Source organism: Kiritimatiellia bacterium, from assembly GCA_018001225.1.
In the GTDB taxonomy this organism is placed as follows: Bacteria; Verrucomicrobiota; Kiritimatiellia; order CAIQIC01; family JAGNIJ01; genus JAGNIJ01.
Genome location: JAGNIJ010000014.1, coordinates 22,493 through 42,273, shown reverse-complemented (window position 1 = coordinate 42,273; position 19,781 = coordinate 22,493). Strand labels below are relative to the sequence as shown.

Annotated in this window: 17 protein-coding genes; 7 read left to right on the top strand and 10 right to left on the bottom strand. The window is 67.3% G+C overall.

Features of this window, described 5'->3' with window-relative positions:
- Positions 1-4 precede the first annotated feature (4 nt).
- From KA248_06620 to KA248_06605, 4 genes are all read right to left on the bottom strand, one after another.
- Complete coding sequence (locus tag KA248_06620; protein ID MBP7829575.1) at positions 5-316, bottom strand: helix-turn-helix transcriptional regulator; 312 nt, start codon at positions 314-316, stop codon at positions 5-7.
- Positions 317-385: 69 nt separating this feature from the next.
- Positions 386-3,313: a transporter substrate-binding domain-containing protein gene (locus KA248_06615; protein MBP7829574.1), complete on the bottom strand. Its 2,928-nt coding sequence runs from the start codon at positions 3,311-3,313 to the stop codon at positions 386-388.
- A gap of 106 nt (positions 3,314-3,419) precedes the next feature.
- Positions 3,420-4,121: a hypothetical protein gene (locus KA248_06610; protein MBP7829573.1), complete on the bottom strand. Its 702-nt coding sequence runs from the start codon at positions 4,119-4,121 to the stop codon at positions 3,420-3,422.
- 65 nt (positions 4,122-4,186) lie between these two features.
- Positions 4,187-4,603: a polymer-forming cytoskeletal protein gene (locus KA248_06605; GenBank protein ID MBP7829572.1), complete on the bottom strand. Its 417-nt coding sequence runs from the start codon at positions 4,601-4,603 to the stop codon at positions 4,187-4,189.
- A gap of 223 nt (positions 4,604-4,826) precedes the next feature.
- On the opposite strand from KA248_06605, the gene KA248_06600 reads away from it, so the two are divergent.
- Positions 4,827-5,441 (top strand): GNAT family N-acetyltransferase, encoded by a 615-nt coding sequence (locus KA248_06600; protein ID MBP7829571.1) that lies wholly within the window; start codon positions 4,827-4,829, stop codon positions 5,439-5,441.
- A complete protein-coding gene (locus KA248_06595) occupies positions 5,413-6,831 on the top strand; it encodes a PIG-L family deacetylase (GenBank protein ID MBP7829570.1) in 1,419 nt (472 codons plus the stop codon). The genes KA248_06600 and KA248_06595 overlap by 29 nt, the downstream gene beginning before the upstream one ends.
- Before the next feature lie 179 nt (positions 6,832-7,010).
- Here the strand turns inward: KA248_06595 and KA248_06590 are convergent, their stop codons facing one another.
- Together KA248_06590 and KA248_06585 are read right to left on the bottom strand one after the other, a co-directional pair.
- On the bottom strand, positions 7,011-8,069 hold the full coding sequence (locus KA248_06590) for an N-acetyl-gamma-glutamyl-phosphate reductase (protein ID MBP7829569.1): 1,059 nt from the start codon (positions 8,067-8,069) through the stop codon (positions 7,011-7,013).
- 139 nt (positions 8,070-8,208) lie between these two features.
- Complete coding sequence (locus KA248_06585; protein MBP7829568.1) at positions 8,209-10,395, bottom strand: GreA/GreB family elongation factor; 2,187 nt, start codon at positions 10,393-10,395, stop codon at positions 8,209-8,211.
- Positions 10,396-10,761: 366 nt separating this feature from the next.
- On the opposite strand from KA248_06585, the gene KA248_06580 reads away from it, so the two are divergent.
- Together KA248_06580 and KA248_06575 are read left to right on the top strand one after the other, a co-directional pair.
- The gene (locus tag KA248_06580; GenBank protein ID MBP7829567.1) at positions 10,762-11,511 is read left to right on the top strand and encodes a hypothetical protein; all 750 of its coding nucleotides are present in this window, start codon (positions 10,762-10,764) and stop codon (positions 11,509-11,511) included.
- Between the two features lie 53 nt (positions 11,512-11,564).
- Complete coding sequence (locus KA248_06575) at positions 11,565-12,164, top strand: PEP-CTERM sorting domain-containing protein (GenBank protein ID MBP7829566.1); 600 nt, start codon at positions 11,565-11,567, stop codon at positions 12,162-12,164.
- Positions 12,165-12,270: 106 nt separating this feature from the next.
- On the opposite strand, the gene KA248_06570 is transcribed toward KA248_06575, so the two are convergent.
- Entirely contained in the window at positions 12,271-14,304 is a 2,034-nt protein-coding gene (locus KA248_06570; GenBank protein ID MBP7829565.1) for a fused MFS/spermidine synthase, read from the bottom strand.
- A gap of 246 nt (positions 14,305-14,550) precedes the next feature.
- Here KA248_06570 and KA248_06565 point away from each other — a divergent pair, with 246 nt between their 5' ends.
- Positions 14,551-15,393 carry an RluA family pseudouridine synthase gene (locus KA248_06565; protein MBP7829564.1) on the top strand — a complete coding sequence of 281 codons (843 nt, stop codon included), beginning with the start codon at positions 14,551-14,553 and terminating at the stop codon, positions 15,391-15,393.
- 164 nt (positions 15,394-15,557) lie between these two features.
- Here the strand turns inward: KA248_06565 and infA are convergent, their stop codons facing one another.
- The 3 genes from infA to galE form a co-directional block, all read right to left on the bottom strand.
- The gene (infA, locus tag KA248_06560) at positions 15,558-15,788 is read right to left on the bottom strand and encodes a translation initiation factor IF-1 (protein MBP7829563.1); all 231 of its coding nucleotides are present in this window, start codon (positions 15,786-15,788) and stop codon (positions 15,558-15,560) included.
- Between the two features lie 72 nt (positions 15,789-15,860).
- Positions 15,861-17,132 (bottom strand): competence/damage-inducible protein A, encoded by a 1,272-nt coding sequence (locus KA248_06555; protein MBP7829562.1) that lies wholly within the window; start codon positions 17,130-17,132, stop codon positions 15,861-15,863.
- Complete coding sequence (gene galE / locus KA248_06550) at positions 17,129-18,100, bottom strand: UDP-glucose 4-epimerase GalE (protein ID MBP7829561.1); 972 nt, start codon at positions 18,098-18,100, stop codon at positions 17,129-17,131. The genes KA248_06555 and galE overlap by 4 nt, the downstream gene beginning before the upstream one ends.
- A gap of 251 nt (positions 18,101-18,351) precedes the next feature.
- On the opposite strand from galE, the gene KA248_06545 reads away from it, so the two are divergent.
- Complete coding sequence (locus tag KA248_06545; GenBank protein ID MBP7829560.1) at positions 18,352-18,714, top strand: PilZ domain-containing protein; 363 nt, start codon at positions 18,352-18,354, stop codon at positions 18,712-18,714.
- Positions 18,690-19,781, top strand: coding sequence for a PilT/PilU family type 4a pilus ATPase (locus KA248_06540; GenBank protein ID MBP7829559.1), 1,092 nt, complete (start codon positions 18,690-18,692; stop codon positions 19,779-19,781). The genes KA248_06545 and KA248_06540 overlap by 25 nt, the downstream gene beginning before the upstream one ends.

Below are 19,781 nucleotides of genomic sequence, written 5' to 3'. Positions count from 1 at the left end.
GGGATCAGTGCCCGCCCCGAATGCATTTCAGAATAGTGATGCAGCGCCGGTCCGCGATGCGGTACCAGACTTCCTTGCCGCGCCGCTCCGACTCCAGCAGGCCGACCCGCTTCATCTGGTTGAGATGCTGGGACGTCGCCGCGTGCGGCAACCCGAGCCACTCGGCGATTCGCCGGACGGGCACCTCGTCGCGGCCGTCGAGAATCTCGACCACCTTCAGGCGCTGCGGGTGGGCCAGGAGCTTGAGCACGCCGGCCATCTTCGCCATCAACTCCAGCGGCATCGCCTCGTTGCACCGCGTTTTCAAGGGGTTCATGATAGTAACGTATCATGACTTCATGATATGTCAATACCGGCTTTTCCTTTTTTCCGGGCGACGCGGAGGTCAGATGCCGGCGGAATCGGGCGCGGTCATGACCTGGCGGACGATGTTTCGCAGCCGATGGAAGGCGTACGGCTTCTGGGCGAAACCCGAGAGCCCTTCGCCGGCGAAGCGGGCGGCCAGGTTTTCCTCGTCGTACCCGCTGGAGAGGATCACCGGGACGTCGGCCCGCAGGCCGCGGATCTGGCGGAAGGCCTCCCCGCCGTCCAGGTGCGGCATGGTCAGGTCCATAATGACGCAGACGATGTCCCGGGCCTGCGCGCGGAAAAGGTCCACGGCTTCCAGGCCGTCCCGCGCGGTGATCACGCGGAAGCCCATGCGTTCGAGCATGCGGCCGGCGACCACGCGGAGGCTTTCCTCGTCGTCCGCCAGCAGGACCAGCCCCGCCCCCTTCCAGTCCCTGGCCGGCTCTTCCTCGCCGGGCTCCGGCCCGACCGGCGCGTCCGCGGCCGGGAACAGGATCTGGAAAGTCGTGCCGCGGCCCGGTTGGCTATCGAGCCGCAGTGCGCCGCGGTGGGCCCGCACGATGCCCAGGACGGCCGCCAGGCCGAGGCCGCGGCCGGCGAACTTCGTGGTGTAGAACGGATCGAAGATCCGCGGCAGGGACTCGGGCTCGATGCCGCACCCGGTGTCGGCGACCTCAAGATACACGTAGGGCCCCTCCGGCCGGTCCTCGTCGAGCCAGCCGGACGCCAGGTAATCGCGGTCACAATGCCGGAGGCCCGTGGACAGGCTGATGAAGCCGCTGCGCTCCCCGATGGCCTCGGACGCGTTGATCACGAGGTTCATGATCACCTGGTGCAGTTGGCTGATATCGGCGCGGATCGGCGGCAGGTCGGGGGCCAGGTCGAACCGGAGCACCGCCTTCTTGGACACCGCCACCTTCAGCATGGGGATCATGTCGTCCACGATCTTGCTCACGCTCACGGGGCGGACTTCCGCGCGGGCCTTGCCGGTGTAGGCCAGCATCTGGCGGGCCAACTCGGCGGCGCGGCGGGTGGCCCGCTCCGCCGACTGCAGGTCCTCGGCGGCCGGCGCGGCGGCCGGCAGGACGTCGCGGGCCAGCGTGATATGCCCCAGGATGGCGGTGAGCAGGTTGTTGAAATCGTGGGCGATCCCGCCGGCCAGCACGCCGAGGCTCTCGAGCTTCTGCGTCTGCTGGACCTGCCGCTCGAGCTGGATGCGCTCCTCCAGCGCCTGGCGCCGCGCCTCCTCGATCGAGGCGGCGTTGATCAGGATCTGCAGCAGGCCGAGGTCCTGGCCCGCGGGCTGGTAGTCGGACGAGAACAGCGCACAGAGGAAGGCCACCGTCTCCGATCCGAGCCGTACCGGGCAGCCCAGGCAGCACGCGAACCCGTGCACCTTGACGTTGGGATGCCCGCACGACGCTTGCCCCTTGCGCAGGGGCCGGATCGCCAGGTCCTTTTCCGCTCCGCCGGCCATGGCCTCGTAACAGAGAATGCCCGCCCCCTTGACGGCGTCCTCCATGCCGGGCTGCAGGTTCCATCCCGTCTCGGTGACCAGCTGGTCGCCGTGCCGCCGCTTATAGAGCACGCAGTCCGCCTCCGAAAGGCGGCCGAAGGCCTCGGCGATGCGCCGGAGGTTCTCGGCGGGATCGGTGCCGAACGAGACCAGGCAGTCGTTGATGCCGCGCAGCAGTTCCAGGGCCCGCCGCCGTTCGGTGATGTCCAGCGCGGTGAACGTCACCCCGCGGGCCAGGTCGCCCGGGACGAGCGGCGTGGAGCTCAACAGGACGTCGATGATCCGCCCGTCCTTGCGCCGCCACGGCGTCTCCACGGTGCCGGTGCCCTGCTCCTCGATCTGCCTGTATTTCTCCCGGCCGACGGTATCGAAGTCCTCCTGCGTCGGGTACAGCATCCGCGCGCTCTGCCCGAGGAGTTCCTCCCGCCCATATCCCGTCATCTCGCACAGCCGGTCGTTGGCCTCCTGGATGACCCGGTGGGTCACCATGCCGATGCCGACGGGCGCGGCGCGGAAAAGACTCCGGATCTTATCCTCGCTTTGCTGCAGCGAGTGCAGGGTGCCGCGCAACTCGGCGGTCCTTTCCTTGACCTGGTGCCGCAGCACGAGCAGGAAAAAGCCCAGGACCAGGGCCCCGGCGCCCACCACGAGCAGGGCGAGGAACAGGGTGTGGAGCAGCCGCCCTCCACCGAGCGGCATGCCCATCCACTTCCGCTCGATCGCGCTGCGTTCGCTCTTCAGGATCGCATCGAAGCCCTCCTCGATCCGGTGGAGAAGGTCGGCGCGATCGCGCCGGACCGCCCGGTGAAAAGCGCCCGTGTAGAGGATGAAGGACTGCCGGAATTCGTCTTCCAGCTTGTACTTGGTCAGGTAGTAGAAGGCCGGAGGCTCGTCCATGGAGAAGACGCGGATCCGGTTCTCGGCGGCCGCGCAAATGATGTCCTCATAACTGTCGAACTCGAGGAACGTCGTGACGCCGCGCTGCCGCAGCACCGAGATCACGGCATCCCCGGCCTTGACGCCGACCGTGAATCCCTGCAGTGAATCCGCGTCGCGGATCCCGCCGAGATCCTTCTGGTTGAAGACGGGAACCCGGATCTCCGCGTAGGGTTCGGAGAAGCGGTAGAGGCGCGCGCGTTCCTCGGTGTAGAAGGCCGTGTCCAGCACGTCCGCCCGGCCCTCCTCCATGGAACGGAGGGCCTCGCTCCAGTCCAGGCCCTCCAGCCGGACGCGCTGTCCGGTCTTCTGCTCCCAGAGCCGCCACAAGTCGGGCAGGACGCCCTGGAGCGCGCCCTGGGCGTCGCGGAACACGTACGGGGGATAATTGTCGTCGATCGCCACCGTCAGGGGCGGCGGGGCCGGGGGCTCGTTCTTCGGGCCGGCGCCAGCCCGCGGCGGGGCCGCCACGAAAAGGAGCATCAGGAACGGGAGGGCGAACCGCCCCGGCAAGCGACCGATCCGTCTGGTCCAACGGGTCACGACCTGGTCCCCACCCCTTTTTAGCTAAGTTACCGGCAGCGTACAACACCGGAATCTCGACGGCAGACAACGGGCTTCAGGAAGCCACGATTCTCACCCGCGCACGGAGGCCGCCCCCTTCCTCCACGGCCAGGCGCGGGCCCGCCACCTCGCCGGCCAGCAACCCGCCCGCGCGCACCGTCACCAGCCCCGTCGTTTCCAGCCGGGCCTCGAGGTGGCCCAGAACCTCCACGTCGCGGAAGGCGGGCTTTCCCTTGAGCTGGAGTTCGGTCCCGGCCGCGACGCGCAGGCAGGCGGCCTTCATGCGCGCGGGGTCGTAGGCCGCGCCGGGCCCGAGTTCCAGCCAGCGGAAGGCTTCGAGCGTCCCCTCCTCCACCCGGCCTTCCAGGAGGATGTCCGTCGCGATCAGCGCGCCGGCCTTGACCACGCCCTGCGGGCCGATCCGGATGGTGCCCGCCGTCTTGACCGGCTCCGTCCACTCGGCCTGGATCAGCACATCCTTCCATTCGAGGATGGTCCGGCACTTGGGGCAGTAGGTCTTCGGCGAACGGGCGGTCAGCGTGAACTCGTAGGCGCATTCATAACAACGGATGGTGTGCTTCGTGGGCAGCACCGTGTGGCCGATATGCGCCTTCTTCGCTTCGCCCGGCGGAGTCGGCTCGTGCTTCGGGGGCGGCGGCGCGGCCGGGACGGCTTCCGGCTCGCCGCCCTTGGCGTGCCGGACCATCCGGACGACCGTGTAGCCGTCCACCACCGACGTTTTGCGGGAACCCGCCACGAATTTCTCCGGACGGGCCGGCGCGGGGCCTGCCCGTCATCAAGAGAGGCGCGGACAACCGACCGTCAGCGCTTGCCGAAAAAGCCCGGCTTCGCCTCGGCGGCGGGCTCTTCCTCGCGGGCGGCCGGGGCGGCCACGGCCGCCGAGCCGGACGGATTCACCTCCGACTTGCCGACGAACGTCACGCCGTCCTCGACGGCGAGCCGCTTGGCCTTGATGTCCCCCATCACGCGGGCGGAGGACTTCATCTCGATCCGGTCGCGCGCGGTGACGTTGCCCGTGATCGCGCCGGCGATCGACACGGCGTTGACGGTCAGGTTGCCCTTGATCGTCGCGCTCTTGCCGATCACGGCGTCGCCGCCGCAGTTCAGCTCGCCGTCCAGCTTGCCGTCGATGCGGATGGACCCGGAGGTCTTGATGGTCCCCGTGATTTCCGCTTCCGCGGCGATGATCGACTGGGCGGCGCTCGTGTTGTTATCCATGGTGCCTCTTCCTCTTTTCTATACAGGGCCTGCTGGCCGGTTGCTGTTCACGCAGACCGGGAAATAGACCGGCGGGCGGCAAAACTCAAGAGGAAAGCGACGCGCGAAACCGCTGTCTCCCCCCGCGGGTCTCCGCTTGTCGCCGGCGGCCCTGGGGGATTATGCTGCCTTCACGCTGGGGAAAACTGTCATACGCCCGTTCCGGGCGGCGGATCGAGAGGCGGTGCGGACTATCTGCTGCGAGACCGCCGACGCGGGGAGGCCGCTGGAGCCGGGTTTCTTCGACCGGGAACTCGTCGCCGACCTGGTGACCCGGTACTACACGGATTTCGAACCGGAGTCCGCCTGGGTGACCGAGGCCGGCGGGCGCGTGGCGGGCTACCTCACGGGCGCGCGGGATACCCGCCGGTTCCGTCGGGTGTGGGCCCTGCGGATTGCGCCGCCGGCCCTGGCCCGCGCCGTGGCGCGCGGCTTCCTGTTCCGGAGGTCGAGCTGGCAGTGGATCGCCGGCTTGCTCCGCTGCGCGCGGGCCCAACAGGCCGCCGCGCCGCCGATCCTCGGCGCCTACCCGGCCCACCTGCACATCGATCTCCTGGACGAGGCGCGCGGGCGGGGCGCCGGGGGCTCGCTGATGCGGACCTTCCTCGAGTACCTGGCCGGGCGCGGCATCCCCGGTGTGCACGCCCGCGTGCGCGCCGATAATGCGCCGGGCCGCGCGTTCTTCGAGCGCATGGGCTTTGCCCCGGTGGCGGCGGTGCCGAATTTTCGAGGCGGTTCGGGCGGACTGCAACACGGGGAGACGATCATCTATGGACATCTCATTCCGGCGCGCGCGTGAGTGGTTCCTGGGCCTCGCGTTCCTGCTGACCGCGGCGGGGGCTCCCGGCTCCGGGCGGGCCTCGTCCGCCGCGCCGGGCCCGGCGTTCGAGCCGTTCGTGCTCCAGCCCGACGACCGCGTCCTCGTGCTGGCGCCGCACCCGGACGACGAGGTGATCGGCTGCGCCGGGATCATCCAGCGGTCGCGCGCGATGGGCCTCCCGGTGCGCGTGGTCTTCCTGACCTACGGCGACAACAACCAGTGGTCCTTCGCGGTCTACCGCAAGCATCCCGTGCTCGAGCCGGAGGCGGTGCGGCAGATGGGGATGATCCGGCACGGGGAGGCTGTGAACGCCGCCCGGGCCATGGGCCTGGAACCCGACCAGCTGGTTTTTCTCGGCTACCCGGATTTCGGGACGCTCCACATCTGGGCCGAGCACTGGAACCGCGAGCCGGCCTTCGAAAGCATGCTGACCCGCGTCCGCGCGGTGCCCTATCCGAACGCCTACCGCCCCGGCGCCCCCTACAAGGGGGAGGAGATCCTGGCCGACCTGACCGCGGTGATCCGGGATTTCAATCCGACGAGGATATTCCTGTCGCACCCGGCCGACCAGAACTGCGATCATCGGTCATTGTATCTCTTCACGCGGGTGGCGCTGTGGAACCTGGAGGATGAACTCCGGCCCGCACTGCATCCCTACCTGGTGCATTTCCGCCGCTGGCCGATGCCGCGGGGCTACCGGCCGGAGGCGGCCGCGCGGCCCCCGCGCGCGCTGGCCGAGGCCGTGCCCTGGCGACGTTTCGCGCTGACCGACGGGGAGGCCGGGACCAAGCTGGACGCCATCCACCGCCACCGCACTCAATTCGGCTACGCCGCCAAGTACCTGCTGTCCTTCGTGCGCGCCGGGGAATTGTTCGGCGACCTCCCCGCCGCGCGGCTGGGACCCGGCGCGGAACTCAAGACGGACGAAGAGATCGACGGGAAAGAGGAAGAGGCCTTGCCGGATCAACTCACGGACGAGGAGCAGGCGAGCTTCGTGGGGATCGAGTGGCGCGCCGTCCGCCGGGAGGCCGGCGCCCTGGCGCTGACCGTCCGGTTGTCCCGCCCGCTGGCCAGGACCGTGGGCCTTTCGCTGTATGTTTTCGGGTATCGCAAGGATCAGCCGTTCGCCGGCCTCCCCAAGCTCCACGTCCGCTTCGGCGCGCTGCGGCACGAAATTCTCGACCAGTCCGCGCAACTGCCCCCGGACAGCGTGACCGTCGAACGGACGGGCAAGACGATCACCGTGCGCGTCCCGCTGGCCCTGCTCGGGGATCCCGGGCTGGTGATGACCAGCGCGCGGACCTACCTGGGCGACGTGCCGCTCGACTGGATCTCGTGGCGGGTGCTGGATCTCCGCGGCCGGCCCTGACCAGAAACATCCATGCCGGCTTGACGATTTCGTGAGGCCCGTAGCCCCGGCTCGCCCTCGAGCCGGGGCCGTCCAGCCGAATTCATGCGCCTCGTTGCGCGCGCCTCGAGGCGAGGCGGCGCTACGGGCGGGCGGATACGGCGCGTCTCACCCCTGAACAATCCGGCCTCCGCCGCGGATCAGGGGTACTGCCCCGCCCGGTCGAGCCCGCTGGTTTCAGGCAGGCCGAAGAGCAGGTTCATGTTCTGCAGCGCGTTCCCGGCCTGGCCCTTCATCAGGTTGTCGATGTGCGACACGACGCGCAGGCGGTTCGTCCGCTCGTCCACGTCCACGATCAGGTTGCCGTAGTTGGTGCCGCGCACGTGGACGGTCCCGACCGCCGCCGTCCGGTCGTACAGCCGGACGAACGGGCTCCCCGCGTAGAAGGTCTTGTACGCCTCCGCGACGGCCGCCGGCGTGACGCCCGGCTTGAGCGTCCCGTACAGGCAGGACATGATCCCCCGGCACGTCGGCACGACCTGCGCGGTGAACGTCACGCGGACCGGCCCGCCCGCCAGCAGGCCGAGTTCCCGCTCGACCTCCATCACGTGCTGGTGGCCGGAGAGGCGGTAGGCGTTCATGTGGTCGTACCGCGCCGGGTAGTGGAACGTCGCCGCCGGCTTCTTGCCCGCGCCCGACACGCCCGTCTTGCAGTCGCAGATCAGGCTGGCGAGATCCACCAGGCCGTTCCGGATCGCCGGCGCCAGCCCGAGCAGGCAGCTCACCGCGAAGCAGCCGGGGTTGCCGACCAGTCTCTGGTCCTTCCCGATCTGCGCCCGGTGCAGTTCGGCCAGCCCGTACACCGACTGCGGCAGCAGGTGCGGCGACTTGTGAACGGGGTCGCGCCCGATGCGCCGGGCGTACTCCGCGTAGGTCTCCGCGTCGTTGAACCGGAAGTCGCCGCTGTAATCAATGACCCGCGCGCCCTTCTTCAGTTCCGCCTCGGCGAACTGCATGCCGACGCCGTCCGGCGTGGAGAAGAACACCACGTCCGCCGGCGCCTGCGCCTCCGGGCTGTCCGGCGCGACGATCTTCGTGTCGCAGAATCCCGCCAGGTGCGGATACAGCGCGCTCATCGGCGAGCCCACGTCCGTGACGTCCACCAGGCACGCGATCCGCGCCTCCGGGTGCCGCAGCAGCAGCTCCGTGATCCCCACGCCCCCGTACCCGCCCGCGCCGACGACCTTCGCCTTGATCATGATGTGTTCCCCGTGGTTGAAATCGCCCGGACTATACCCCGCCCGCTCGGGAAAAAAAGAGGAAAACGGGAACAGGGAGTTCGTTCCAGAGCGCTCCGCTGTAGCCGGGATCGGCGATCCCGGCTACAGGCTTTCGATCTCACGGCCGGCCGATCCACGCGCGGATCTCGTCCGGCAGCGGACCGACCTCGACCAGCGCGCAGTCCGCCTCGCCGGAGGCCGTCGGCACCTTGACCGTCTCGCCGGGCCGATGCCCCTGCAGCGCCTGGGCCATCCGCGTCTGGCTGGAGATGATGTGCAGCGCCTCGTCCTGGTCCCACTCGCCCAGGATGTGATAGCGCTCCTCGCGCCCGTCCGCGTACCGCAGCCGCACGGCCGTCCCCTGGCCCGCGCCCTCGCCGGCCGGGCTCCGGAAATCGGACGGCTGCACGCGCTGCAGCATCGCCTCCCACTCCGCGCGCCGGCGGAACAGGATGCCCTGCATTTCCTTGGCCGCCTTGAACTCGGCGTTCTCGCGCAGGTCGCCGTGGGCCCGGGCCGTCGCGATGTCCCGGCTGTTGCGCGGGATCTCCTCGCGCACCAGCTTCTCCAGTTGCGCCTGCCGCTCGCGGTACGTCCGCCACGACGTCACCGCCGCGGGCGCCGCGTCCGCGGGCTTCTCCGCCGGCGCCCCGGACAGGACCGCCTCGAGCTCCGGGTACAGCTTGACGATCTGCGCCATCACCGACTGCCGGTCCAGGGCCGACCACGCGGGCGATTCGCGCACCCGCAGGAGCGTCTCGCGCCGCTTCCGCTCGTCGAGCGCCGCCAGCATCGGCGGCAGCCATTCCTTCTGTTCGAACCGCGAGCGCAACTGGTTTTTCACCTTCAGCCGCTCGCCGTTGTAGTCCGCGGCCAGATGGTCCAGCACCTGGGTCATCAATTCGGTAGGCGTGGCCAGGTCCCAGCCGTCCAGCCGGTCCATGTGCCGGGTGATCCAGTACAGCACCTCGACCTCCGCCTTGCGCGCCGCCAGCAGTTCCCGCAGCGCGTCCGCGCAGCGGCCGTCACACCTCGCCGCCTCCAGCCGGGCGATGGCCTCCGCCAGCGCCGTGAAGCCCATGCGGTTCAGGTTGGCCAGCCAGAGCGCGCGCGCCGCTTCCGGATCGGTCTTTTCCAGCGCATCCAAAAACGGCGGCACCGTCCGGGCGGGCAGTTCCTTGACCATCTCCAGGAAACGCGATTCGCCCAACCATTCCTTCACGCGGCCCGCGGCGCCGATGCCCTCCGGCGCGATCCCAAGCCGCTCCGCCGCCAGCACCGCGACCACCTCGAGGTCCGGCCGCGACGTCCCGACTCCCTTAATAAGGAAGGCCAGCCGCTCCGCGATCGCCTCGCGCGCCGCGTCCTCGCCCACCGGGATCTCCATCGAGCCGCGTTCGCGCTCGTACCGCTCGACCTCGGCCGCGATCCGAGCCAGGTCGCGCTCGGCGGCTAGCCCGGCCAGCCACACGGCGTCGAAGGCCGCCGGCTTGTCCCGCAGCCGCAGCGGCTCGGAGCGCTTCGCCGGCACGTCGGCCAGCGGATCTTTTTTCAGCGCGGCCCGCGCGCTGTCCCAGAATTTTTTCCAGCCCTCCCCCGGCACCAGGCGAGGCGAGAGGATCTCCTGGAGTTGGGCCGGCGTCAGCGGCCCGTAACTCCGCAGGGCGAGGCGGACGACCTCGGCCGGCTTATCGCTCACGAGCCCAGCCGTCTCCTCGGGTTTACGGTAGAGGCGCGACAGCAGGTGATCCTCGGGCAACAGCTTCAGCGATTCCGCCGCGTAGGCCAGCGCCAGGAAATGATCGGGCTTCCGTTCGAAATTGATTTCCACCCGGCCGTAGAACGAGTCCACGCGCTGGATCACACCGAACCCCCACGTGTGGTCCAGGCACAGCATGCCCGGCCGCAGCGAGAGCAGGAAATCGAGCCGGCGGAATCCCTCCGCCACCGGCAGCCCGGCATCGAACCCGGCGTGGGGCACCAGCGCGCGCCGGTCGTGATCGGAGTCCAGCAGGGCCATGGCGCGGGCGCGCCAGTACGCCGCGTCGCGGCCGGGCGCGCCCCACGTCGAGCGGACGCGCAGCAGCGACAGCGCCGCGAGATGCTGTCCGCGTTCCACCAGGGTGTCCTCCAGCAGTTCGGCCCAGGCGTCGGCCCGCTCGGTCTCGCCGGCGGGCGGAAGCGTCTTGAGAAAATCCAGCAGCGTGGCGTTCGGCAGGGGGTCGTCGGCGAGGCGGGCCAGGAACCATTCCTCGCGGTCAACCCCGGAGGGTGGTGAGGTCGGCGAATGAGTGTCTTTGTCCATGATCATCCTTCTGTCAGAATCGGCTCGAAAACTACTACGTGGGAATACGGACCATGTCAACGTTCTCTCAATCTACGTATGAATCCGTATGGCTCGAGTCGACATGAAACATCCCCCTCGTTTTATCCTTTGGAGGGTCGAGCTCCCGCGAGACCGCAGGCGGAAGAGGGAACTCCACCACGGCCAATCACGGAACTTGAAGCCCGAACCGCTCGGACAGAGAAGTCATAATGACCTGTATAATAGCAATTTACGATATCGCAAAAAAAGTGAAAAAAGAGCAAAAAAGGCCTTTACGGTAAAACGCGTTACCGGTATGTTTACGTTATCGATTTCGGAAGCTTCACAAGAAAGGCGGATTCACCCATGCGCAACGCGTGCAAGAAAGCGGTATGGTCCGGTGCAGCCCTCCTCTGCGGCCTCCTGGTCCTCTCCTCCTCCGGCCAGAGCGAAGTGTACTCCGTCAATGTGGTGGGGTTTCAGAAGTTAACGGCGTCGTCAAGCACTCTAACCATGCTTTCCGTCCCATTCGACAAAACGACGAATAATCTTGATCAAGTAATCGGTGCGCAGTTGACAAGCGGCAAATCGGAAGGCGTAGCCGATCAGATCATTATTTGGGATGCAAGCTTGCAGAAGTATCAGACCTACTGGCTGAAATCTACAGACAACTACTGGTATGACCTAAGCAATCAACGGGCAACGAATGTGTACATAGACACCGAAGATGGCTTCTATATTCGAAACCGCGCGTCCACCAATAGAATTGTCGTGGTGAGCGGAGACGTTCCGGAGGATAGCGTTATCACTAATGTATTGGTCCCGGGATTGTCAATGGTTTCTTATCCGTTCAGCACATCTGTTAACATTAATGACAGTAAGCTCACGAACGGATTGTCAGGCAAGTCCGAAGGCGTCGCAGACCAGGTTTCGGTGTGGAACACAGCCACAAAAAAATATGAGATTTACTGGTTGAAACAATCGGACAAGAAGTGGTATACGTTAGCCAATGTTTTGGCAACCAATGTGTATGTGGGTTCAGGCGCGGGGTTCTTCTATCGCAATAGGAACTCGCTAAACTTCAACTGGGCAGAAGCTCGACCGTACACTTTCTAGCAATGTGGACGTAAGCAGGGAATACAGACAGACATAAAAGGTGGAGGACAATAATGCGTAAGCTCATGTTAGTCGTCGCGGTGTTGTGCGGTTTAGCGCTTGGGGCGTCGGGCGAGGGCATCTCGTGGTTCATGAACGTTGGCTATGCGAATTACGGGGATGGAACGACGTTGCTGGGTGGGGATGTCAGCAGCAGTATCGGGTGCTTCGTTCAGTTGCTTTGGGTCGGCGCCAATGGAGTGGCTGACCAAGCTTATGCTTCTGGCGATGGCACAGGTTCGACGGATGATGTCGTCATCGAGTGGCGCTGGATTGGCGCCGGCGCAGCAGGCGGCGACGATGGCTGGTTCTCCGGCGGATTGACTGCGGCGGGTGGAGATGTGCAATCGAATCGGGTGTATTTTGCCCGCTTCTGGAGTGATGCGTCTCCGAATTATGCCGCTGGCAGTGTTCCGACGTCTGTGACTAACCGCTATGCGAATGGCCCAACTTGGACCTATCCGCATTCCGATCCCGTGGCCGACGACTTTGACGTCACCTATGGTGGTGATGTGGACACGACCTTGACTCCTCTGGCCATTCCGGAGCCGGGCGTGCTGGCGCTGGTGGCGTTGGGCCTGATCGGCCTGCGGCTGACCCGCAAGCAGCGGTAAGCGGACCGTACAGAGTTTGTGAGACGACCCCGGCGGAAACGCCGGGGTCGTTCGTTTTGGGGATGCTACGCCGTACCAAACGTGGCACGGGCGTCCCGCCCGTGATTCAGGGCGCTTGCCCGCCCAGCGCCTGCAGGTTCTGCCGCGCCTGGACGTGGCCGGGATTCAACCGAAGGGCTTCCTCGAGCAGAACGCGCGCCTCGTCGCCCCTGCCCTGCTGCGCGCGGATGGCCGCGAGGTTGACCCGCGCATCCACGGCTTCGGGACGCAACCGGACAATGGCCTCGAACTGATCGGCGGCCTCGTCGAACATCCCCAGCCGGGCCAGGCTGACGCCCGCGTTGTTCCGGACGTCCGCGTTCTCCGGCTCCGCCTCGAGCGCGGCGCCGAACGCCTGCAGCGCCTTGCGCAACTCGCCCTGGTTCATCCGCGCCACGCCGAGATTGTAGAGGGCCTTGACGTTGGACGGATTGAGTTCCAGCGCGCGCTCGAACTCCCGTACGGCCTCGTCCAGGCGCCCCTGCTCGGCCTCGCGCAGGCCGTTCCGGATGTGCTCGAAGTCCAGCCCTTCCGGCCGGTCCTGGCGGACGACGTCGGCCAGCAGGTTCTCCACGGGGGCGTAATCGTCCGTCAGCGGCCGGGCCCGCGTTCGCGCGAGCAGGCCGTCCACCTGCTCCGCCGACAGCAGGAAGCCGAAAAAGTCCGGGCGCTGCCGCAGGCGTTCCGTCATGGCGGCCAGGTCGGACGCCTCCAGCGCGCGCCGGGACCCGACGACGACGTAGGTGCCGCGCGAGGTCAGGTTGCGGTGGCAGAAGTAGACGTACACGCCGGGGAAGACTTCGCGGAAGGTCGCGACGATCGCCGCCAGGAACCGGCCGGAGTCGAAGCGGTCGATCATGTTCAGCATGTACAGCCCGCGGTCGGTCATCAGCCCGGCCAGCGCGCGGGTGAACTCGACCGTGGTCAGGTGGTACGGGACCGAGTAGTCGTTGAACGTGTCGCCGAAGATGTAGTCGTACGGGGGCGCCTCCTCGCCGCGCGTCCCGCGGCGGACGAGGTCCTCCACGAAGTTCCGGGCGTCGAGGTGATGGACATGGATGTTCGCGTCGGGCGCCAGGCCGCAGGCGGCCTGCGCGGCCCGGGTGACGGCCGGGTCGATTTCCGCGACGTCCACCCGGCTGCCCGGCCGCGTGGCGACCAGGTAGCGTGGGAACGTGTAGCCCCCCCCGCCGATGACGAAGGCGGAGACCGGCGCGGGCGCGGGGGAGAAATGGTCGAGGGCGGCCTCGTAGATCCAGGCGTACTTGTAGAGCAGCTTCAGGGGGTCGCGGATATCCATCTCGCTGTGCATCATCTTGTCGAGGTACAGCCCGCGCACGGCGGGATCGTCCGTGGCCTTGACCGCGATGTACGAGTACTGGCTCTCGTCGCGGTAGACCACGCCGGCCGCCGGGGCCTCGCGGAGCCGCAACGCGAGGCCGACGCGGGTCGCGAAGGAGCCCGGCGCCAGGCCGGCCCACAGCAGAACGGCCGCCACCAGCGCCCAGACGCTCCCGTATCCGCCCAGGGCCAGGACCAGGAACCCGAGTCCGGCGCCGGCGGCGAGGACCGTGCCCGGGGCCCCGATCGCGGCCACGAGAAAGAATCCGGCCGCGAAGGTGCCCGCGATGCTGCCGAGGGCGTTCCAGGCATAGAGCCGGCCCAGGACGCGGCCGGGCGCGGCGCCGTCCTTCAGCGCCACCCGCGCGGCCACGGGCGGCACGGCGCCCATGAGCAGCGAAGGCGGCAGGAAAACAACGGCCGTGTGCGCCAGGATGCGGACCGGCCCGGGAAAATCCCACAGCCAGGTCCATTGCGCAATCGCCCGGTGCAGGGGCAGCGCGAGAAAGCAGGACAGGGAGGCCAGGACGAGGGCGCCGGCCAGCAGCGGACGTTCCGGCCACCGGTCCGCGAGCCGGCCGCCGAGGCTGTTCCCGATCGAGAGGCCGGCCATCACGAGCCCGATGATGGACGTCCAGGTGTACAGCGACTGCCCCATCGCCCGGGCCAGCATCCGCCCGGCGGCCAGTTCCATCCCCATGACGCAGGCGCCGGTCACGAACACCAGGAGCGGGGCCTTGAGTTTTCTCGGGCCGTTCATCGGGCGCCATGATGCCACATACCCCCCGCCACCGCACAGAAAAACCCGTTGCACGGGCGGGAGCCGGAATCCTTCGTGGCACGGCCGTCCCGGCCGTGAAAAGCACGGTCGGGACGCCCGTGTCACATTTCGACGGATCATGCAGAAACGTCAGGCATGCTCAAGATGCGGGCGAGCCCCACAGCCACGGATGAATCGCCGCAGATCAGGATTTCCCCGCAGAGGGCAAGCCGCTATGATGCGGCCATGAAAAACCGGCCCATCACGGTGAGCGCCGCCGAGGCCGGCGCGCCGCTGGATATCTTCCTGGCGCGGCGCCTGAACATTTCCCGGAAGCAGGCCAAGCGCCTGCTCGACGAACGGCTGGTGTTCGTGAACGGCCGCCGAACCTGGATGGCCCGGCACCCGCTCCAGCCGGAGGACCGGATCGAGATCCCGGGCGCGGCCGCGGCCGCGCCCGACACCGTGGACGCCCCCCTCCCCATCCTGTACCGCGACGGGAACTACCTGGTTGTCCACAAGCCGGCGGGACTGCCCACGAACGGCGCCGGCAGCGTCGAGGAGCGCCTGCGGCGGCTCCTGCGCCTGCCGGCCGCCGAGGCCGTGCACCGCCTGGACCGGGACACGACCGGCTGCCTCTGGTTCGCGCTGAATCCCGCCTCGCGCGAGATCGCCGTCGCCCTCTTCAAGGAACGGGCGGTCACGAAGACCTACCACGCCATCGTGGCGGGCCGCATCCCGGCGGCCGGCGTCACCATCACCGATCCCCTCGACGGCCTGCCGGCGGTCACGCACGTGAAGCTGTTGAGCGGGAACCCCTTCGCCAGCCACGTGAAGATCCTGATCGAGACCGGGCGAACGCACCAGATCCGCAAGCACATGGCGTCCATCCGGCATCCCGTCCTGGGGGACAAGTCCTATCTCACGAGGGACCTCGACGATCCACGGCTGCGGGAGGTGCCCCGCCAGATGCTGCATGCCTCCGGCCTGGCCTTCCCCCACCCCGCCACCGGGGAAACGATCCGCGTGAAAGCGCCGCTTCCCGCGGATTTCAAGCGGACGCTGAACCGGTTGCGGCTCGGGCTATAGTACAGTGTCCAACCACACTATGCTGTCATCCCGAACAAAGTGAGGGATCTCCAACTTTCTGAGCGACACAGAGATCCCTCGCTGCGCTCGGGATGACAAGCTTCCTTTCCCGGGCTTCTTATTTCCGGGACACGACACGCGTGCCCGTGGGCAGGAAGACCGGACTAGAACTTGTGCCGGAAGGTAATCCGGCCCTTGGTCAGATCGTACGGCGACATCTCCACCGTCACCTTGTCGCCGGTGGTGATCTTGATGAAGTGCTTGCGCATCTTGCCGGAGATATGCGCCAGGATTTCGTGGCCGTTGGCGAGCTTGACCCGGTACATCGTGGCGGGCAGGACCTTGGTCACCACGCCGTCCACCTGGATCAGTTCTTCTTTTGCGCCGTTGGTCATGTAAAGGCTTCCGTCGAAATCGGTTCTACAGTAGCAGGTTGCATCCCCATGGCAAGCGAATTGTCGGGGAGATCAATCCTGCGTACAGTCGGTTCCGAAATCATCCGTTTCCGGCACGTCCTGGAGCCGTCGGCGCAGCATGTCGAGGGCCATGCGCACGCTCCACTCCCGGATCCGCTCGCGGTCGCCGCCGAACCGGTATCGCCGCACCTGCACGCGGTCTTTTTCGGCCAGGGCGATGTAGACGAGGCCGACAGGCTTGTCGGGAGTTCCGCCGGTCGGACCGGCGATCCCGGTGATCGACAGGCCATAGTCGCTTTTGAATTTCGCGGCCACCGCCCGGGCCATATGGGCCGCCACCTTCGGGCTGACCGCGCCCTTCCCGTCGATCAGGTCGGCGGGCACGCCCAGTTCGGCGGTCTTCATGTCGTTGGCATATACGATCACGCCGCCGCGGAAATAGGCTGAACTGCCGCTGACCGCCGTGATCCGGGCCCCCACCAGACCGCCGGTACAGGATTCCGCCACGGCCAGGGTCCGGGATTGGAGGGTCAGCAGCCGCCCGACGACTTCTTCGAGGTCCTCGCGTCGAACCGAGTACACGTGGCCGCCGAGAAGCCGTGCCGCCTCCCGGGCCGCGGCCTCGGGATCCCCGGCGGTCGATTCCGCGGAGAAACGCACCTCGATCCGGCCGGGCGCGGCGCAGTACGCCGTCTGGAGGCCGGCGGGCGGAAAATGAGCCTGCTCGAACACCGAGGCGATATCGGACTCGCCCAGCCCGCAGACCATGAGCAGGGATTGCGTCGGGGCAGGCCGGTCCGACAAGGCCGCGTCGAGCCAGGGCAGGACGTGCTGCTCGAGGATGGCCAGGAATTCGGCGGGCGGGCCCGGCAGGATGAAGACGGTCTTCCCGCCGACCTCCAGCCGCTCGCCCGGCGCCACGCCCACGGGATTCGGAAGCGCGACCGACTTCTCCACGATCCGCGCCTGGCGCTCGGCCGCCGGCGTCACCGCCCGCCCGAGCCGCTCGTACCGGCGGCGCAGCGCTTCCAGGGATCCGGCATCCACGACCACCGATCGCCCGAACAGGCCGGCGACGGCTTCCGGGGTCATGTCGTCGCTGGTCGGCCCCAGGCCCCCGCTGACGATCACCACGTCCACGCGGGTCAGCGCCCACTTCAGCACGTCCCGTATGGCCGGCAGGTCGTCGGGCACCGTGGTGTCGCGGATCAACTGGAAGCCCAGCCGATCCAGGTGCGCGCCCAGCACCTGGGCATGGCGGTTGACGGTGCGGCCGCTCAAGAGCTCGCTGCCGGTCGTAATCAATTCCACGACGGGCTTCACGGGGCATATCCCCGCGGGTGGGCCTGGTGCCAGGCCCAGGCATGCTGGAGGATGGTGCGCAGGTCGGGATACTTCGGCTTCCAGCCGAGGACGGCCGCCGCCTTGCGCGCGGCCGCCACGAGACGGGGCGGATCGCCGGGGCGGCGCGGCGCCTGGTTCACGGGGATCGGGAGGCCCGTAACCTCCCGGGCGGCCTCGATCACTTGTTTGACCGAAAAGCCCTCTCCGTTCCCGAGATTGAAAGCCCCCGAGATGCCCTCGCGCAGCGCGAGGATATGCGCCTGGGCCAGGTCGACGATGTGAATGTAGTCCCGGATACAGGTCCCGTCGGGCGTGTCGTAGTCGTCGCCGAACATCTGCACGGCGGGCTGCCTGCCGAGGGCGGTCCGCATGACGTTGGGGATCAGGTGGGTTTCCGGCTCGTGGTCCTCGCCCAGCTTTTTCGTCGCGCCGCAGGCGTTGAAATAGCGGAGGAACACCGGTTCGATGCCGTGGAGCTGCTGTGCCCAGGCCAGGATTTTTTCGAACATCAGCTTCGACTCCCCGTACGGGTTCGCCGGCCGCTGCGCCGTTTCTTCCGTCATGGGCAGCCGGTCGGGTACGCCGTACGTGGCGCAGGTGGACGAGAAGATGAATTTGCGGACCTTCTGGGCCAGGGCGGCGTCCAGCAGGTTCACGCCGCCGGCCACGTTGTTGCGAAAGTACAGCTGGGGATCCTGCATGGACTCCCCCACGAGGGCATAGGCGGCGAAATGCATGACGGCCTCCGGCCGGGCGGCGGCCAGGGCGTCCAGGATCTGCCCGCGCTCCCGGAGGTCGCCGCGGACGAACCGGGCGCGGGGATCCAGCGCCTCCGCGTGCCCGCGCTCGAGGTTGTCGAAGACGACGACCTCGTGCCCCGCGTCCAGCAGGAGTTCGCTGGTGATGCTGCCGATATAGCCCGCGCCGCCGGTCAGGAAAATCTTCATGGACAGGCATCATAGGCGCGGCCCGTTCCCGGCCGCAAGCCCATTTGACCAGCCATTCTCATTTTGGGCAGAGCAGCAGGCTCATAGCGCCTGCTGTGCCGCGGACGTCTGTTGAAAGTACAGCGGGGCTCCGAACCCGCTGTGATTCCGGCGCCGAAAAGCGCCACAAGTAGAATGGCTGCCCATTTGACAGGGAGCCCGGGCTGCTTTAGATTGAGCCCGGGTCCAAGCTCTCGTATAGTGCCAACATCATGCGCATCGGATCGGCCAGCCCGGTGAAAAAACAGGAAGCGGTCAGCGTCTTCGTTTGCGACGACAATCCCGTGGAGCAGCCCGAGGGGTTCCGGGTGTGTCCGCTCGGGGTCCAGTTTTACTCGCCACGGCGGATTCCCGAGTTCCAGATCATGGAATTCCGCGTGGCGCTCCCCACCGGCAAGAAAGGTTCGGAGGAGATCCAGTGTTCCGGGGTCGTGGTGCATTGCAAGCCGCTGGAGAACCGCGACATGTTCCGGATCTGGATCAAGTTCCTGGACCTGCCGGACTCCAAGCGCGATCGGATCCGCTGCATGGCGAAGGCGGGCAAGCACCTATGTCCCTACTGCGAGAACTTCTGACCGAGGCCGTGCGCCGCGGCGCCTCGGACGTCCATTTGAAGGCGCACCAACCGCCCCTCTTCCGCGTGCACGCCAACCTCGAGGACGCCCGTCCCGAGCCCCTGACGCCCGAGCAGTTGAAGGACTTCGTGAGGGAACTGGTCCCCGCGCACCTTCAGGCGTCCATCGACCACAAGCACGAACTGGATTTTTCGTACCGGCTGGAGGAGGTCGGCCGGTTCCGCGTGAACGTGTTCCAGAGCCAGGGCCTGCCCGCCGTGGCCATGCGGCACGTCAAGTCGAAGATCCCGGGGTTCGAGGATTTGCACCTGCCGCCCATCCTGCAGAAACTGGCCGAGGTGCCCCGCGGCATCGTGCTCGCCACCGGGACCACCGGCAGCGGCAAGTCCACGACGCTCGCGTCGATGATCCAGCACATCAACGTCCACTTCAAGCGGCGCATCATTACGGTCGAGGACCCCATCGAGTACGAGTTCGAGGACGCGCAGTCCTCGATTTCCCAGCGCGAAATCGGGCTGGATACGGTGTCCTTCCACACCGCGCTGAAGTTCATGCTCCGCCAGGACCCGGACGTCATCATGGTCGGCGAGATGCGCGACGCCGAGAGCTTCACCGCCGCCCTGGCCGCCTCCGAGACGGGGCACCTGGTGCTGACCACGCTCCACACCGACACGGCCAGCCAGACCCTGTCCCGCATCCTGAACTTCTTCCCGCACACCGAGCGCGACCAGGTGCGCATGAGCCTGGCGAATAACCTCAAGGCGGTCATCTGCCAGCGGCTGATCCCTGCGATCCGGGGCGGCGTGGTGCCGGCGACGGAGATCATGATCAACACGCCGACCGTCCGGAAGCTGATCGAGAAAAACTCCCTTGAGGTCCTGGCCGCCGCCATCGAGACCGGCGAGGCGGACGGCATGCAGACGTTCAACCAGGCCATCTACAAGATGATCAAGTCGGGCCAGATCACCGAGGAAGAGGGCATGGCCCGGGCGGGCAATGTCGAGCAGTTGCGGATGAACCTGAAAGGGATCTTCCTCGACGAGTCCAAGCGGATCCTGGCGACGTAG